The organism is Streptomyces sp. NPDC005302 (genome assembly GCF_040607345.1).
GTDB lineage: Bacteria > Actinomycetota > Actinomycetes > Streptomycetales > Streptomycetaceae > Streptomyces.
Window position 1 is genome coordinate 274774 of sequence record NZ_JBEXGN010000002.1, and the last position, 15116, is coordinate 289889.

Annotated in this window: 14 protein-coding genes; 5 read left to right on the forward strand and 9 right to left on the reverse strand. The window is 72.3% G+C overall.

Translation table 11 applies throughout. From position 1 onward, the window contains the following. Positions 1-11: 11 nt before the first annotated feature. Complete coding sequence (locus ABZT74_RS03615; protein WP_356433293.1) at positions 12-923, reverse strand: SDR family NAD(P)-dependent oxidoreductase; 912 nt, start codon at positions 921-923, stop codon at positions 12-14. A 96-nt stretch (positions 924-1019) separates the two neighbouring features. Here ABZT74_RS03615 and ABZT74_RS03620 point away from each other — a divergent pair, with 96 nt between their 5' ends. Next, positions 1020-1946 carry a cyclase family protein gene (locus ABZT74_RS03620; protein WP_356433294.1) on the forward strand — a complete coding sequence of 309 codons (927 nt, stop codon included), beginning with the start codon at positions 1020-1022 and terminating at the stop codon, positions 1944-1946. Between the two features lie 493 nt (positions 1947-2439). Here ABZT74_RS03620 and ABZT74_RS03625 read toward each other — a convergent pair whose 3' ends face one another. The 4 genes from ABZT74_RS03625 to ABZT74_RS03640 form a co-directional block, all read right to left on the reverse strand. Further along, complete coding sequence (locus ABZT74_RS03625; protein WP_355880080.1) at positions 2440-2901, reverse strand: ATP-binding protein; 462 nt, start codon at positions 2899-2901, stop codon at positions 2440-2442. Between the two features lie 479 nt (positions 2902-3380). Continuing rightward, on the reverse strand, positions 3381-4283 hold the full coding sequence (locus tag ABZT74_RS03630; protein WP_356433295.1) for an acyl-CoA dehydrogenase family protein: 903 nt from the start codon (positions 4281-4283) through the stop codon (positions 3381-3383). A gap of 8 nt (positions 4284-4291) precedes the next feature. After that, positions 4292-5446 carry an acyl-CoA dehydrogenase family protein gene (locus ABZT74_RS03635; RefSeq protein WP_355880074.1) on the reverse strand — a complete coding sequence of 385 codons (1155 nt, stop codon included), beginning with the start codon at positions 5444-5446 and terminating at the stop codon, positions 4292-4294. After that, entirely contained in the window at positions 5446-6633 is a 1188-nt protein-coding gene (locus tag ABZT74_RS03640; RefSeq protein ID WP_355880071.1) for an amidohydrolase family protein, read from the reverse strand. The genes ABZT74_RS03635 and ABZT74_RS03640 overlap by 1 nt, the downstream gene beginning before the upstream one ends. Positions 6634-6842: 209 nt before the next feature. Here ABZT74_RS03640 and ABZT74_RS03645 point away from each other — a divergent pair, with 209 nt between their 5' ends. Beyond that, on the forward strand, positions 6843-8375 hold the full coding sequence (locus tag ABZT74_RS03645) for an AMP-binding protein (RefSeq protein ID WP_356433296.1): 1533 nt from the start codon (positions 6843-6845) through the stop codon (positions 8373-8375). A 101-nt stretch (positions 8376-8476) separates the two neighbouring features. Here the strand turns inward: ABZT74_RS03645 and ABZT74_RS03650 are convergent, their stop codons facing one another. Together ABZT74_RS03650 and ABZT74_RS03655 are read right to left on the reverse strand one after the other, a co-directional pair. Beyond that, the gene (locus tag ABZT74_RS03650; RefSeq protein WP_356167531.1) at positions 8477-8989 is read right to left on the reverse strand and encodes an EF-hand domain-containing protein; all 513 of its coding nucleotides are present in this window, start codon (positions 8987-8989) and stop codon (positions 8477-8479) included. A gap of 222 nt (positions 8990-9211) precedes the next feature. Continuing rightward, positions 9212-9580, reverse strand: coding sequence for an STAS domain-containing protein (locus tag ABZT74_RS03655; protein WP_355880192.1), 369 nt, complete (start codon positions 9578-9580; stop codon positions 9212-9214). Positions 9581-10154: 574 nt separating this feature from the next. Between ABZT74_RS03655 and ABZT74_RS03660 the strand changes: the two genes are divergently transcribed. Continuing rightward, the gene (locus tag ABZT74_RS03660; RefSeq protein WP_356433297.1) at positions 10155-10736 is read left to right on the forward strand and encodes a sigma-70 family RNA polymerase sigma factor; all 582 of its coding nucleotides are present in this window, start codon (positions 10155-10157) and stop codon (positions 10734-10736) included. Positions 10737-10870: 134 nt separating this feature from the next. Further along, positions 10871-12091, forward strand: coding sequence for an MDMPI N domain containing protein (locus ABZT74_RS03665; protein ID WP_356433386.1), 1221 nt, complete (start codon positions 10871-10873; stop codon positions 12089-12091). 30 nt (positions 12092-12121) lie between these two features. Here ABZT74_RS03665 and purU read toward each other — a convergent pair whose 3' ends face one another. Both purU and ABZT74_RS03675 read right to left on the reverse strand, forming a co-directional pair. Beyond that, the gene (purU, locus tag ABZT74_RS03670; protein WP_356167111.1) at positions 12122-13006 is read right to left on the reverse strand and encodes a formyltetrahydrofolate deformylase; all 885 of its coding nucleotides are present in this window, start codon (positions 13004-13006) and stop codon (positions 12122-12124) included. A 104-nt stretch (positions 13007-13110) separates the two neighbouring features. After that, entirely contained in the window at positions 13111-13611 is a 501-nt protein-coding gene (locus ABZT74_RS03675) for a hypothetical protein (RefSeq protein ID WP_355880060.1), read from the reverse strand. Between the two features lie 117 nt (positions 13612-13728). On the opposite strand from ABZT74_RS03675, the gene ABZT74_RS03680 reads away from it, so the two are divergent. Beyond that, positions 13729-15030 carry an ABC transporter substrate-binding protein gene (locus ABZT74_RS03680; RefSeq protein WP_355880057.1) on the forward strand — a complete coding sequence of 434 codons (1302 nt, stop codon included), beginning with the start codon at positions 13729-13731 and terminating at the stop codon, positions 15028-15030. Positions 15031-15116 lie beyond the last annotated feature (86 nt).

The following is a 15116-nucleotide window of genomic DNA, read 5'->3' on the forward strand; positions in this document are numbered from 1 at the left end:
CGCGGGCGCACTCACGCGTTGGGGCGGGCCCTGTCGGCCGCCGCGCGCGCCATCGCCTCCACCTGCTCCAGCAGCGGCATCGGATCGACGCCGACGGTGCCGGGCAGGAAGTCGGCGATCCGCTCCGGGGTCCAGCCGCCCTCGGCGTATCCGGCGCGCAGTTCGCGGGGCTGGGCCCAGACGGCGATCTTGGGTCCGGCGATCGTGTAGACCTGCCCGGTGATGCGTTCCGCGCGGGCCCGCTCCGACAGCAGGTAGACCACGAGCGCGGCCACGTCCTCCGGCTCGCCGATCTCCTTCAGCTCCATGGGCACGTTCGCCGACATGCGCGTACGGGCCACCGGTGCGACCGCGTTGGCGGTGACCCCGTACTTGTGCAGGCCGAGGGCGGCGCTGCGCACCAGGGAGATGATGCCGCCCTTGGCCGCGCTGTAGTTGGCCTGGGCGACCGACCCCTGGTGGTTGCCGCTGGTGAAGCCGATGAGCGTGCCGGACCGCTGTGCGCGCATCACCGCGGAGGCGGCCCGGAACAGGGTGAACGTGCCTTTGAGGTGGGTGGCGACCACCGGGTCCCACTCCTGTTCCGACATGTTGAAGAGCATGCGTTCGCGCAGGATGCCGGCCACGCAGACCACGCCGTCGATCCGTCCGTAGGCGGCCAGCGCGGTGTCGACGACCCGTTGTCCGCCCGCCATCGTCGAGATGTCGTCGGTGACCGCGACCGCTTCGCCGCCCGCCGCCTCGATCTCCTTGACGACGGTGTCGGCGACCGAACTCGTGGGCTCCGCGCCCTCGACGGACACCCCGTAGTCGTTGACGACGACGCGTGCCCCCTCGGCGGCCGCGGCGAGCGCGACCGCCCGGCCTATCCCCCGCCCCGCGCCCGTGACGGCGACGACCTTGCCCGCCAAGAAGTTCCCCACGCCCGGCCCCTTCCCGCAGTTTCTGACGGTCCGTTAGATTCAACTCGGATTCTACGACCCGTCGGATACCTGGAGACAAGACCCCGGGGAGCACTCATGTCACTGCCTGCCGAGTTCCACGAGATCGCCAAGCGCGTGAACAACTGGGGGCGCTGGGGGGCCGACGACGAGATCGGGACCCTGAACCTGATCACCGACGAGGTGGTGCGCCGGGCGGCGGCGACCGTGCGCACCGGACGCCGCGTGCCGCTCGCGCTGCCGCTCCGGCAGGACGGCGTGCAGACCGGGATGATCCCGGGCCGGGTCAATCCGCTGCACGCGATGGTGCAGATCAACCAGGAGATCTTCGGGCCCGGCACGGTGGCGTGCAGCGACGACGCGGTGACCATGGGCCTGCAGGCGGGCACCCACTGGGACGCGCTGACCCATGTCTCGCACTCGGGGAAGCTCTACAACGGCCGCCCCGCCGGCACGGTCACCGCGCACGGCGGCGCCGAGTTCGGCGGGATCGACAAGCCGCGGCATGTCGTCTCGCGCGGTGTGCTGCTCGACGTGGCGCGGGCGCACGGCGTGGACCGGCTGCCCGGGGACCACGCGGTCACTCCGGAAGACCTGGAGGCCGCCGAGGAGTTGGCGGGTACCCGGGTGCGGGCTGGCGACATCGTGCTCGTACGGACCGGTCAGATCCAGGTGTATCTCGCGGGCGACAAGCACGGGTACGCGTATCCCTCGCCGGGCCTGTCGGTGCGCACCCCCGAGTGGTTCCACGCGCGCGACGTGGCGGCGGTCGCCGACGACACCCTCACCTTCGAGATCTTTCCGCCCGAGATCGAGGACCTCTGGCTGCCGGTGCACGCGCTCGACCTGGTGGAGATGGGGATGATGCAGGGCCAGAACTGGAATCTCGAAGAGTTGTCCACAGCCTGTGGACAAGAAAAGCGGTACGCGTTCCTGCTGTCGGCGATGCCGGAGCCCTTCGTGGGCGGCACCGGCACCCCGGTGGCTCCGGTGGCCCTCCTCTAGGCGGCACTTCAGGGCGCCGTTTCCCGTACGAGGTCCGGCTGGCGGCGCGCTTCCCCCACTCTCGACTGCGCCCGTCCGCGGGGTCCCCACCCCGCTCCGGGCACGGCACGCGCGCCGCCATCCGCCTCCGGCGTACTCACCTCGCTCCGCAGCCCCATGAGGAGCCGACGCCGGATCGCGACCCGCACTCGCCGAGGACCCCCGTCACCGGAGCCCTCGCCGTCCCCTCGCGGCGAATCGCTGAACACAAGCGTGATCAAACGGACACGTCACGTCAACACCGGATCGGCGATTTGCCCGGCACATCCCTTATGAGGCAGCGCGTACGGAAGCACGGCCCGGCGCATTCGGCCGCCGCCGTGGCCGTGTACAGCGCTTTCGTGCATACATGCACGAAAGCGCGCGCCCACCGGCGGCCGGCGGGGTGGCGGGAAGAGGCGCGTGCGCCGAGGACCGACCCGACCCCCCGCACGGCATGCGCGGGGAGGACGAACTAGACCGCCTCGTACGCGAAGTCCTCGTAGGCCGGGTACGCGGACACGGACGGGGCGCCCGAGACGCAGCGGTCCACCTCGCACCAGATGCGCTTGCCCGCGCCCTCGGGATTCCAGCCCCAGCGGTCCGCGAGGCCGTCGACGAGCTCCAGGCCGCGGCCGTTGGTCTCGTCGCCCTCGGCGTGCCGGGGGATCGGCGGCCGGGCGCAGGAGTCCGCGACCTCGAGGCGCACCGTGGCGGCCTCACCGCCGCCCGGCAGGCACAGCCGCAGCACGGCCGGACAGCCGGTGTGCACCACGGCGTTGGTGACGAGCTCGGAGACGAGCAGGATCAGCGTCTCGGCGAGTGGTTCGTCGACCCCTATCCCGGAACCCGCGAGCCGGGAACGGGCCCACCGCCGGGCCCGCCCCACCTCTGCGGGGTCGGGCCGGATCTCCAGCTGCACTTGAAGCACCTGCACCGCTCACACCATCCGAACCGGCGGACACATCGCCTCGCGCCTCACAAGGGCCACGATCGTAGCCATTTTCTGCATGGCCAGAACAAGGATCACGGAACGTGATTCCCTTGCGAGACAGCATGGTTGACGTACAGTCACCCCAACAAGCGCTTCGGGCATATTCCAGCGCGAAGGAGTACGCGTGCGGCATACTGTGCGACGCTCGCCACGGGGAGTCGAACAGGCAGGTACGGGGATTCGTCCTGCCTCGCGAGCGGCGCGCATCGCCGGGTCCGGCGCCGCCTCTGGGGCAACACCGGGCTGGCTCAGCCTCGGAACCACTCGCATCCCACACAAGGTACCGGAGCACGGCGCCGACTCCAGGCCGTGACGAGTCACGCGTAGGACACAACCCGATCTCGACGCTCCGTGATCCCGGTGTGCCACGTTCCGCGACATCCCGGTCCGCCGTTCTCGCGGCGCCGCAGGACAGGGGCCGGTCAGGCCGGTCCGGCGACCAGATCGTCCGCGAGCGTTTCCTCACTCTGTGTGCCTCCGCCCGCACGGTGGGTCCTGACCCAGGCCCTCTTGAGGTGCAGATGGATGTCGGACTCCCAGGTGAAGCCCATGCCGCCGTGCACCTGGAGGCAGTCGCGGGCGCCGCGCACGGCGGCCCCGTCGGCGAGCAGCCGGGCGGCCGCGACGTCGGCGGGGTCGGCGGTGACGGCCGCGGCGTAGACGGCGGCGCGCGCCACCTCGACCCGTACGAGCATGTCCGCGCAGAGATGCTGCACCGCCTGGAAGGCCCCGATCGGCCGACCGAACTGTTCGCGCGTCCGGGCGTGTTGCACGGCCGCCTCACAGGTCCGGGCGGCGCTGCCGAGTTGTTCGGCGGCGGTGAGGAGGGAGACGAGGAGGGTGTCCGCGGGGGGCCGGTCCGGGGAGGCGGGCAGCCGGTGCAGGGGGGTCAGCGGGTCCAGCGCGCCCAGCGGCTCGGCACCGGCGGTGTCCCCGCGGACGACGTCGGACTCGTCCAGCCATTCGACGAGGCCCGGGCCGACGGCCGTGACGACGGCCTCCCCGGTCGCCGCCCCGGCCACGGTGCCCGCGGCGAGGTGGGTGGCGATCAGGGGGCCGGGCAGCAGGACGCGGCCGGCCTCCTCGAAGGCCAGCACGGCCTCCGGGAGCCCCTGTCCGACACCGCCGGCCGCCTCGGGCAGGCGCAGGGCGAAGAACCCCGCCGCGCCGAGTTCGCGCCACAGCGCCCGGTCGAGGACGGTCCCGCCCGCCGTCTCGGCCCGGCCGGCCGCGGCGCGCAGCGAGTCCCGCCCGAACCGGCCCTCCAGCAGCTCCCGTACGCCATGGCGCAAGGCCACCTGGTCCGGGCTGAGTTGGAAGTCCATGGTCCCGCTCACCTTCCCCGGGGCAGGCCGAGGATCCGCTCGGCCACGATGTTCCGCTGGATCTGCGAGGTGCCGGCCGCGATGGTGTACGACAGGGACGACAGCCGGTCCAGGGTCCACTCGCGGCCGGGGTCGAGCGCCTCGGGCCCGAGCACCTCGGCGGCGGCGTCGTACAGCTCCTGGCGTGCGTGCGAGTAGGCGAGCTTGAAGACCGAGCCCCCGACGCCGGGCACTCCCCCGGTCCGCTGGGCCTCGCCGACGTTCCACTGGGTCAGCCGCCACAGGGCGCGGAACTCGGCGTTCAGCCGGCCGAGGCGGCGGCGCAGTACGGCGTCGTCCCAGCGGCCGTTCTTCCGCGCCTCGCGCGCCACCTCGGCCAACACCCGGCGGCAGGCGACGACTTCGCCGACGAAGGCGGTCCCGCGTTCGTAGGACAGGGTCACCATGGTCACGCGCCAGCCGTCGTTCTCCGCGCCGACGCGGTGGGCGGCCGGGACGCGCACTTCGTCGAGGAAGACCTCCGCGAACTCGGTGGAGCCCGCGAGGGTGCGCAGCGGGCGGACGGTGATGCCCGGCGCGTCCATGGGCATCGCGAGCCAGGTGATCCCGCGGTGCCGCGGGGCGTCGGGGTCGGTGCGCACCAGCAGTTCGCACCAGTCGGCCACTTCGGCGTGGGACGTCCAGATCTTCGACCCGCTCACCACGTAGTCGTCGCCGTCCCGCCACGCGCGGGTGCGCAGCGCCGCGAGGTCGGACCCGGCGTCCGGCTCGCTGAAGCCCTGGCACCAGACCTCCTCGCCGCGCAGCACGGGCGGCAGCCAGCGGGCCCGCTGCCCGGCGCTCCCCTCGGAGGCGATGGTCGGACCGGCGTGCAGCAGCCCGACGAAGTTGGCCCCGACGTAGGGGGCGCCCGCCTTCTCCGTCTCCTCCAGGTAGATGAGGTGCTGGGTCGGGGTCGCCCCCTGTCCGCCGGCGTCGACGGGCCAGTGCAGACCCGCGTACCCGGCGTCGTACAGCCTGCGCTGCCAGCCGAGGTCGTAGGCGCGGCGGGCGGGCCAGTCGGCGGGGGACGGCTTCGGGGGCAGGGCGGGCAGGACTCCGGCGAGCCAGCCGCGCAGGCGGGCGCGGAACTCCTCCTCCTCGGGTGTGTACGCGAGATCCACTACAGGTCCAGGTCCAGCATGCGGATCGCGTTGCCGCGCATCAGCTTGTGGATCGTCTCGTCGTCGAGGCCCTTCACGTGGTCGAGGGCGACCTCCTTGGTGTGCGGGAAGGTCGAGTCGACGTGCGGGTAGTCGGTCTCGAAGGTGGCGTTGTCGCGGCCGACGACGTCGAGGGACGCGACGCCGTGCTTGTCGCGGAAGAAGCAGCAGAAGATCTGGCGGTAGTAGTACGTGGAGGGCGGCTCGGGGATCAGGTCCTTCACGCCGCCCCAGGCGCGGTGCTCGGACCAGACGTCGTCGGCGCGCTCCAGGGCGTACGGGATCCAGCCCATCTGGCCCTCGGAGTAGGCGAGTTTGAGGCGCGGGAACTTCACCAGGACGCCGCTGAACAGGAAGTCCATCATCGACGCCATGGCGTTGTTGAAGGAGAGCGAGGCCTGCACGGCGGGCGGGGCGTCGGGGGAGGCGGCGGGCATCTGCGAGGACGAGCCGATGTGCATGTTCACGACCGTGCCGGTCTCCTGGCAGACCGCGAAGAACGGGTCCCAGTAGCCGGAGTGGATGGAGGGCAGGCCCAGATGGGTGGGGATCTCGGAGAAGGTGACGGCCCTGACCCCACGGGCGGCGTTGCGGCGGATCTCGGCGACCGCGAGGTCGATGTCCCACAGCGGGATGAGGCACAGCGGGATCAGCCGGCCGCCGCTGTCGCCGCACCACTCCTCGACCATCCAGTCGTTGTAGGCCCGCACGCAGGCGAGCGCGACCTCCTTGTCGTGGGCCTCGGCGAAGGTCTGGCCGCAGAACCGCGGGAAGGTGGGGAAGCAGAGGCTGGCCTCGACGTGGTTGAGGTCCATGTCCTTGAGCCGCTCGGCGGGGTCCCAGCAGCCGGGCCGCATCTCGGCGCGGGTGATGCCCTCCAGCGTCATCTCGTCACGGTCGAAGCCGACGGCGGCGATGTTGCGCTTGTACGGGAACTTGAGGTCCTCGTAGATCCACCAGTCGGTCGGCGGTCCCTCCGGGTCCATGGTGATCTGGTACTTGCCCGCGACGTAGGCGAGCTCGCCGATCCCGGCGGTGAGCGGTCGCGGCCCGCGCTCCCGGTACTTCCGCGGCAGCCAGGTCTCGAAGAGGTGCGCGGGCTCGATCACGTGGTCGTCGACGCTGATGATGCGGGGCAGTTCGGTCATGGTCCCCTCCGCCTGGCGTACGGGTCCGTCCGCGGGTCTCCCCACCGACGTATCTGATGGGTCGTCAGTTCTTCGGTCCACCAGCAGGCTAGCCCCGCGCCTATGGACCGACAAGGCGGCGAGCCCTACGCTCTGCGCACGATCTGACTGACCGTCAGGTCGGGCCCGTGCGTCGCGGGTGCCGAGGCGAACGCCCCCGGGGGGTCGAAGTGAACGACACCGCACACGCCCTGAGTTCCGCCCGCACGCTGTGGGAACTGGTCGACCGCCGCGCCGGACTCACCCCCGACCGGCCCGTGCTGCTCCAGGGCGACCGAACGCTGACCTTCGGCGAGCTGCGCGACCGCTCCGAGCGGGTGGCGGCCGGTCTGTACGAGCGGGGCGTGCGTCCCGGCACGGTCGTCGCCTGGCAGCTGCCCACCCGGATCGAGACCGCCCTGCTGTCGTTCGCGCTGGCCCGCATCGGAGCCGTGCAGTCCCCGGTCATCCCCTTCTACCGGGACCGCGAGGTGGGTTTCGCGCTCCGCGAGTCGAAGGCGTCCCACTTCGCGGTGCCGGGCGAGTGGCGCGGCTTCGACCACACGGCGATGGCGCACCGGCTCGGGGCGCGGAACGTCTTCGAGGCGTACGACGACCTGCCGGACGGCGACCCCGCCGTACTGCCCGCGCCGCCCTCCGACGGCACCACCGTCCGCTGGATCTACTGGACCTCGGGCACCACCTCCGACCCCAAGGGCGTGCTGCACACCGACCGCTCCCTGATCGCGGGCGGCTCCTGCCTCGCCCACGCCCTGCACCTGTCCGCGGACGACGTGGGCTCGATGGCCTTCCCCTACGCGCACATCGCCGGTCCCGACTACACGGTGATGCTGCTGCTGTACGGCTTCCCCGCCGTGATGTTCGAGCACTTCGCGCTGCCCGCCGCCCTGGAGGAGTACCGCGGGCACGGCGTGACGGTGGCGGGCGGGTCGACCGCCTTCTACGCGATGTTCCTCGCCGAGCAGCGCAAGCAGCCCGGGGAGCCGGTGCTGCCCGCCCTGCGGCTGCTCGCCGGCGGCGGAGCCCCGAAGCCTCCCGAGGTCTACCACGCGGTCGTCCGCGAGATGGGTGTGCAGCTCACCCACGGGTACGGGATGACCGAGGTCCCGATGATCACGATGGGCGCGCCGGACGACACGGCCGAGAACCTCGCGACCACCGAGGGCCGGCCGCCGCACGGCATGGAGATACGGATCGTGGACGGGGCGGGGGCGGTACGGCCGGCCGGCGTCGACGGGGACGTGCGGCTGCGGGGCGAGGCCGTGTGCCGGGGCTATCTGGACCCGGCGCAGACGGCGGAGGCCTTCGACGAGGACGGGTTCCTGGTCACCGGGGACGTCGGGCATCTGACGGAGAGCGGGCACCTGGTGCTCACCGGGCGGGTGAAGGACATCATCATCCGCAAGGGCGAGAACATCTCCGCGAAGGAGATCGAGGACCTGCTGCACCGGCATCCCGCCGTCGGGGACGTCGCGGTGATCGGCCTGCCCGACGCCGACCGCGGGGAGCGCGTCTGCGCGGTCGTCGAACAGCCGCCGGGCTCACCGGAGTTGACGCTGGCCGCGATGACATCGCACCTGCGCGGTGAGGGGCTCTCCGTGCACAAGCTGCCGGAGCAGCTGGAGGTGGTGGACGCCCTTCCGCGCAACGAGACGCTGCGCAAGGTCCTCAAGTACCGGCTCAGGGAGCGGTTCTCGGGGTGAGGAGGCCGGGACCCCGTCGTCCGGACCGTCCTCCGCGGCAGGTGCGGCGCCGCGCGGTCGAGGGGCCGCGCGGGTGCCGTGGGTGCCGTGGGGCGAACGGGCTACTCGGGCACCGTGAAGTAGCGGGCGAACGCGGCGACGACCTCCGTCTCGCCGATCCGTCCGTCGGTGTCGGCGTCGAGGACGGCGGCGGCGGCCGAGGCGGTGTCCTCGTCCGCGCCGAGGGCCGTGATGACGCGGCGGGTCTCGTCGACCGTGGCCGTGCCGTCCCCGTCGGTGTCCGCCACCGCGAGGGCCGCGTGCAGGAAGGGCCGGGCGATCTCGGCGAACCGCTCGGGGTTGTCCCGCAGCCGCTTCACCGCGCCGCTCACGAACTCCTCGCGGGTGATGCGCTGGTCGCCGTCCCGGTCCGCTATGCCCGCCATGCCCTGCCAGAACGCCTCGGCGCCGATGTACAGGGCCTGCCCCTTGTCGGACCGGGCCGCCGTACCGAACTCGGCGAGCACGGCCTTGGCCGCGGCGTTGAAGTCCTCCCGGTCGATGTAGCCGTTGCCGTCCTGGTCGAACCCGGCGAACCGGGCGGCAATCCTGCGTTCGTACTCGGTGCTGACCATGATGTGTCGGACCGCCTCACTGCTCAGCCGGCCGTGGCCGGACTGCGGTTCATCTGGCACGGAGCGTACGACGCGCGGGCCGCGACGGGAGCCGAAAACGACGGTTGTGCCAAGACCGCGGGAATTCCGGGACAACGGTGTGGCAGTGCGTCGCGCGGTGCGCCGGGGGGATCACGGTGGGCGAGGCGGCGGCGTGAGCGACCGCACACCCGCCGGCGTCGATCAGGCCGACAGCGGGCGGGACTCCTCGTCGAGGGCCGCGTCGACGTCCGGGTACACGTCGAAGAGCCGGCGCACGCCGAGCGCCGCGAGGACCCGGTTGACGTGGGAGCCCTCCACCGCGCCCTGCGCGGGCAGGATCAGCCGCAGCCGGCCTTGGCAGGAACGCATCAGGCGGCGGGTGGCGATCAGGACGCCGACACCGCTGGAGTCGCAGAACAGAACCTCGGAGAGGTCCAGGACGACGCTGTGCCGCCCCTCCGCCACCACGTCGTGCACGCCCTGGCGCAGTACGGGCGCCGTCACGAGGTCGAGTTCGCCCGACACCCGCAGCACGGCCCACTCGCCCTCGTCGCGGCTCACCGCGTTCAGGCCGTCCGCGCGGCCCGTACCCGCTCTGCCGCCCGCGCCGCCCTCGCTGTCGGTCACGTCGGTCACCTCGGTCACCTTGAGCGTCACCGCCACGCCTCTCGCTCGCCTCGTCCCGCAGAACCGGAAGCCCTTCGTACGCTTCCTTCCAGCGCGGCTGCCCAGCCGTCATGACGCGAAACACCGATCCGCGGTTCCGTGATTCGGGCTTCCATGAAACACGGATCGGCCCCGGAAGAAACGCCGGTCTACGGTCGAAAATGCTCGATGAGGGGCCTGTTTCGGTCGTGTACGGACTCATGCGGTCACGTCCGGGGGTGGAAGCGGCGAGCTTCTACCATCCGTGGCTGGTTCGGGGGCGCACATTGACGCAAAGGGGCGTGCGCTGTCGGACGTGCCGACTACATTCAGGACAGCAGGAGCGCACAGGCTGGACAGCGAACCCGCATGCCTGCCCGGCGAATGGGGACACGTCGGTACACAGGCCGGACACGCGGACCGGACACACAGGCCGGACACAGGGACACACGGACAGGCGCCGGACACGGCAGCGCACGACGAGGGGTCGGGGGGACGCATGGCGCAGCAGGACGCACCGCCCCGCTGGGACCGCAAGATGCAGCAGCGGCTCGCACGCGGGGAGGCGGCGGCGCTCGGCGAGTTCTACGACCGGTTCGCCTCGCTCGTGCACGGGCTCGCCCACCGCGTGCTGGGGGACGAGCGGGCCGCCGACGGCATCACCCGCGAGGTCTTCACGCACGTCTGGGAGAACCCCGACGCGTACGACCCCAAGCAGGGGCCGCTGCGCTCCTGGGTGGCCGGTCTGACCCACCGCCTGGCCGTGCAGCGGCTGCGCGCCACCGAGACCGCCGCCCTCGCGCAGGGCGGCCACGGCACGGCCGAGGAGCTGGAGCGCAAGATCCGCAGCGCCTCCGTCGCGGCCCGCGCGGACTACATCGTCACGTCCATGCCGGCCCCGCTGCGGGCCGCGCTGGACCTCGCCTACTTCCAGCGCCGGGACTACCGCCAGGCGGCGGCCGACCTCGGCGTCACCGAGGACGAGGCCCGCCGCCGGCTCCGCCTCGGCCTCCAGCTCCTGTCCACGGCCCACGACGCGGGACCCACCGGCCCGCCGTCGCCGTACGGGGGTGCGCGGTGAGCGGAGAAGCGGACCGCTCCGGGCCGCCCGGCCCCGGCGACGATCCCCACGACGGCCACGACGGCCACGGACATCACCGGGAGCAGCGGGATCCGGAGAAACCGGAGGAGTACCCGGGGCACCCGGAGGCGGGGATACCTCTGCCGCGTTCCTCCGTGGAGGACACCGGACTGCCGCTGCCCGAACCCGCCGCGGCGTCCCCCGCCGTGCCGGCGCCGCTCGTCCTCGAACACCACGTCCTGAAGTCACTGCTCGGCGCGTGGGCGCTGGCCGCCTGCTCGGCGCACGAGACGGACGCCGTCGAGGAACACCTCGGGGAGTGCGGCGCGTGCGCGGACGAGGCGCTGCGGCTGCGCGGAGCGGTCGGCCTGCTGCACCCGGCGGAGAGCCTCGACCTGGACCCGACGCTGCGCACCCGGGTCCTGGCGGGCTGCCTCGACCGGCGGCCGCCGCGCATCCCGGTCCCCGGGTGGGCGGCTCCGTACGACGCGGAGAGCGCGCGGCTCGACGCGCTGCTGCAGGACATCGGCGGCGCCGAGTGGCATGCCCCGGTGCGGCTGCGCTGGTTCGACGGCGACGCTCCCACCAGCCGCCGTACGACGGTGGCGGGGGTGATCGCCCACCTGCTGAGCGTCGACGGCCTGGTGGCCGTCGCGCTGGGCCTGGACGATCCGCTCGGCGACGCGGGCTCGGCGGGACAGACCCCGCAGGGGCGCACCGAGACGTACTGGCGCGCCTCGCACTTCCCGCCCACCCGGTCCGTGCGCGGGCCCTGGCGCGCGCAGAGCCACGACATCGTGCGGACGGTGTCGTTCGTGGACGGCGCCGGCACCTCCCGCTCGGGCGGCGAGGGCTCCGGCGGTCTGACCGTTCCGTACGGCGGCTTCGAACTGCCGCTGAGCGACTCGCTGCTGGACCGGGCCTTCGAGTGCTGGGTGCACGCCTGGGACATCGCGGACGCGGTGGACTACCCGTACGAGCCGCCCGCCGGCCGGCATCTCCACAAGATGATCGACCTGGCCGCGCGGATGCTGCCGGGTTCACTGGCGGAGCGGCGCAGGGCGGGCCTCTCGGCCCCGCCGGTGCGGCACCTGGTCGCCGCGGGCGCCGGGGGACGCTCGCTGCGCCTGGAGATCGAGGGGGCCGGGGGCGGCGAGTGGCTGATCCCGCTGGACTCCCCGGGCGCCGTCGGGTCCGCGGAGCACGAGGTGGCCCATGTCGCGCTGGACGGCGTGGAGTTCTGCCGGCTCGCGGCCGGCCACGTCTCCCCGGAGGAGGCGGCGGCCGGGCAGGACGGCGACCGGGAGGCCATCCGGGACGTCCTCTTCGCGGCGGCGTCACTGAGCCGGATGTGACGGACGGCGCGGACCGGCCGCCCCGCCGCGCTACGCGAAGATGACCGTGCGGCGGCCGTTGAGCAGGATGCGGCGTTCCGCGTGCCACTTCACCGCGCGGGCCAGTGCCTGGCACTCGACGTCCCGGCCGATGGCGACGAGCTGGTCGGGGGTGACGTCGTGGCCGACGCGTTCGACCTCCTGCTCGATGATCGGGCCCTCGTCGAGGTCGGCGGTCACGTAGTGCGCGGTGGCGCCGATCAGCTTCACGCCCCGGGCGTGCGCCTGGTGGTACGGCTTCGCGCCCTTGAAGCTCGGCAGGAACGAGTGGTGGATGTTGATGATGCGGCCGCTGAGCTGCTTGCACAGGTCGTCCGAGAGGACCTGCATGTAGCGGGCGAGGACGACCAGTTCGACGCCCTTCTCGCGCACCAGCTCCAGCACCTGCGCCTCGGCCTCCGCCTTGGTGTCCTTCGTCACCGCGATGTGGTGGAAGGGGACGTCGTAGGAGCCGACCAGCTCGGCGAAGTCCGTGTGGTTGGACACGACGGCCGCGATGTCGACGGGCAGGGCGCCGATCCGGGCACGGAAGAGCAGGTCGTTCAGGCAGTGTCCGAACTTGCTGACCATGAGGACGATCCGCATCCGGTCCTCGGCCCGGTGGATCTGCCAGTCCATGTGGAACGCGTCGCCGATCGCCGCGAAACTCGCCCGCAGCTTCTCCACCGTCACCGGGGACTCCGCCGAGAAGTGCACGCGCATGAAGAACAGGCCGGTGTCGTGATCGCCGAACTGCTGGCTGTCCTCGATGTTGCAGCCGGTCATGAACAGATAGCTCGACACGGCGTGCACGATGCCCTGCTTGTCGGGGCAGGACAGGGTCAGGACGTACTGCTCGGCGGCGGGCGCGCTCCCGCGGACGGACGGCTCATTCATGCGGGACAGGTTCCCATACCGGGCCCCCGCGGGGGACTCCCGTCCCGCACCGCGGACGTCCCGCGGCGCGAGGGCACCGCCACCGGACCGGCCGGCCGGCCGCGCTAGGCGGAACGCGTCAGGATGCGCAGCACTTCCAGGGTCCGCGGCGGCACGTCGGGGTCCTCGGCGTCGCTGGTCGCGAGCCGGACGTGGGCGGCGCGCGCGGCGTGCACGGCGTCCGGCCACGCCTGGTGGTCGACGTAGGCGGAGACCGGGGCGTCGGGGCCGACCTGGTGCATGATCCGCAGGACGCGCAGGACGGCGGTGTCCACGAGGACCGCCTCCTCGGAGTCCCGGAAGATCGTGCCGACGTACTTCTCGGCGGACCAGTTGTCGAGCCAGGTGTCCTCGACCAGGCGGTACACGGCGTCGGTGACGTCCCCGTACCCGTCGACGCCGGCGAGCCAGACGTCGCGCTGGAAGGCGGGGTCGGAGAGCATGTGCAGCGCGGAACGCACATTGCTGCGCCAGCGCCACCACGGCATGTCGTTCAGTGGCATGCCGCCCATGGTGGATGAGTGACGGCCGCGACGGGAAGAGTTCTCCGAACCTTGCACGGTCACCGATCGTACGTTCCCTGTGAAAAACACATCACCGACCCCCTTCCTTCACCTCTGCGTCATCTCCCCTTGACCCCGAGTCACACAGCGGTTCGCGGTGTGAGGGAATCGTGCATGTGCATGACCGGTAGGCGACGTACGCGCACCACCTCCCCCGCTCCGCGCCGTCGGCCTCTCAAGGCCGCACTGCTGTCCGCCTGCGCGCTGGGGGTGTGCGCGTCGATCGCCGCCGGGTGCGGGGTCGTCCCCGGCGTCACGGGGGGCTCCGGGGACGGCTCGATCAAGGTGATGACCTGGGCGCCGGAGAAGACGGCCGCCACCAACCAGCCCGGCATGCCCGCGCTGGCCCGGGCCTACGCCCGCTGGGTCAACGCGCACGGCGGCATCAACGGCCACCGGCTGGACGTCATCACCTGCAACGACCACAACGACTCCATCGACGCCGCGCACTGCGCCGAGCGGGCCGTGGACGAGGGCGTCGTCGCGGTGGTCGGCTCCTACAGCCAGCACAGCACCTCCTTCTTCTCCCCGCTGGAGAGCGCGGGCATCCCGTACATCGGCGGCTACGGCGTCACCGACGACGAGTTCACCAGTCCGCTCTCCTATCCGGTCAACGGCGGCCAGCCCGCGCTGCTGGCCGGCCTCGGCGAGCAGCTCGCCAAGAACTGCGGTCCCGTGTCGCTGATCCGCCCCGACACCACGGCCGGTGACCAGCTCCCGGTGCTGCTCGACTCGGGCCTGAAGGCGCTGGGCCACCCGCGGGCCGCCGACCAGCGGGCCGCCGAGGACGCCACCGAGTACTCCCGTCCGACGCAGCAGGCGCTCCAGCACGCGACCTCCGACCAGGCCAGGCGCGGCTGCGTGGTGCCGGCCCTCGGCGACCGCACCGACACCTTCATGGACTCCTTCCGGCGTGACAGCACGAAGTACCCGAAGGTCCGCACCGGCACGGTCGTCGGCAGCGTCGACCAGTCGCGGATCGACGCCACCGGCGGCAAGTCGGGTCCCTACGAGGGGTCGTACGTCACCGGCTGGTACCCGGCCGCGGACGACGCGCGGTGGAACGAGATGCGCTCGGTGATCAAGGAGCAGGCGTTCGGCGACAACCGGATCGACCCGGCCGACGTCGGCGTGCAGACCACCTGGATCGCCTACACCGTGCTGAAGAAGGCCGTCGAGTCGCTCGGTTCGGGCGAGGTCACCCCGCTGGCCATCCGGCGGGCGCTCGACAACGGCCTCAAGGTCAGCACGGACGGGCTCACGCCGACGCTGCGCTGGCGCTTCGAGGACCTGATCGGCGCCATCGACTTCCCGCGTCTGATCAACGGGGACGTCACCTTCCAGGTCGTCCGCGACGGCCGGCTGACGCCCGCGCGCCGCGGGTTCGTGAACATGTCGAGGACGCTGGAGAACGCCGAGTAGGACCCACCGGTCCCGTCACGACGAACGCCGGCCCGGCCCCCTGTCGAGGGGGCCGGGCCGGCGTCTGGGTCGCGGTGCCGGGTGCG

Excerpts from the sequence above, each read along its gene's own strand:
- ABZT74_RS03630 (WP_356433295.1), bottom strand. The coding sequence starts at position 4,283 with ATGGACTTCCAACTCAGCCCGGACCAGGTGGCCTTGCGCCATGGCGTA.
- ABZT74_RS03680 (WP_355880057.1), top strand. The coding sequence starts at position 13,729 with ATGACCGGTAGGCGACGTACGCGCACCACCTCCCCCGCTCCGCGCCGT.
- ABZT74_RS03650 (WP_356167531.1), bottom strand. The coding sequence starts at position 8,989 with ATGGTCAGCACCGAGTACGAACGCAGGATTGCCGCCCGGTTCGCCGGG.
- ABZT74_RS03640 (WP_355880071.1), bottom strand. The coding sequence starts at position 6,633 with ATGACCGAACTGCCCCGCATCATCAGCGTCGACGACCACGTGATCGAG.
- purU (WP_356167111.1), bottom strand. The coding sequence starts at position 13,006 with ATGAATGAGCCGTCCGTCCGCGGGAGCGCGCCCGCCGCCGAGCAGTAC.
- ABZT74_RS03620 (WP_356433294.1), top strand. The coding sequence starts at position 1,020 with ATGTCACTGCCTGCCGAGTTCCACGAGATCGCCAAGCGCGTGAACAAC.
- ABZT74_RS03660 (WP_356433297.1), top strand. The coding sequence starts at position 10,155 with ATGGCGCAGCAGGACGCACCGCCCCGCTGGGACCGCAAGATGCAGCAG.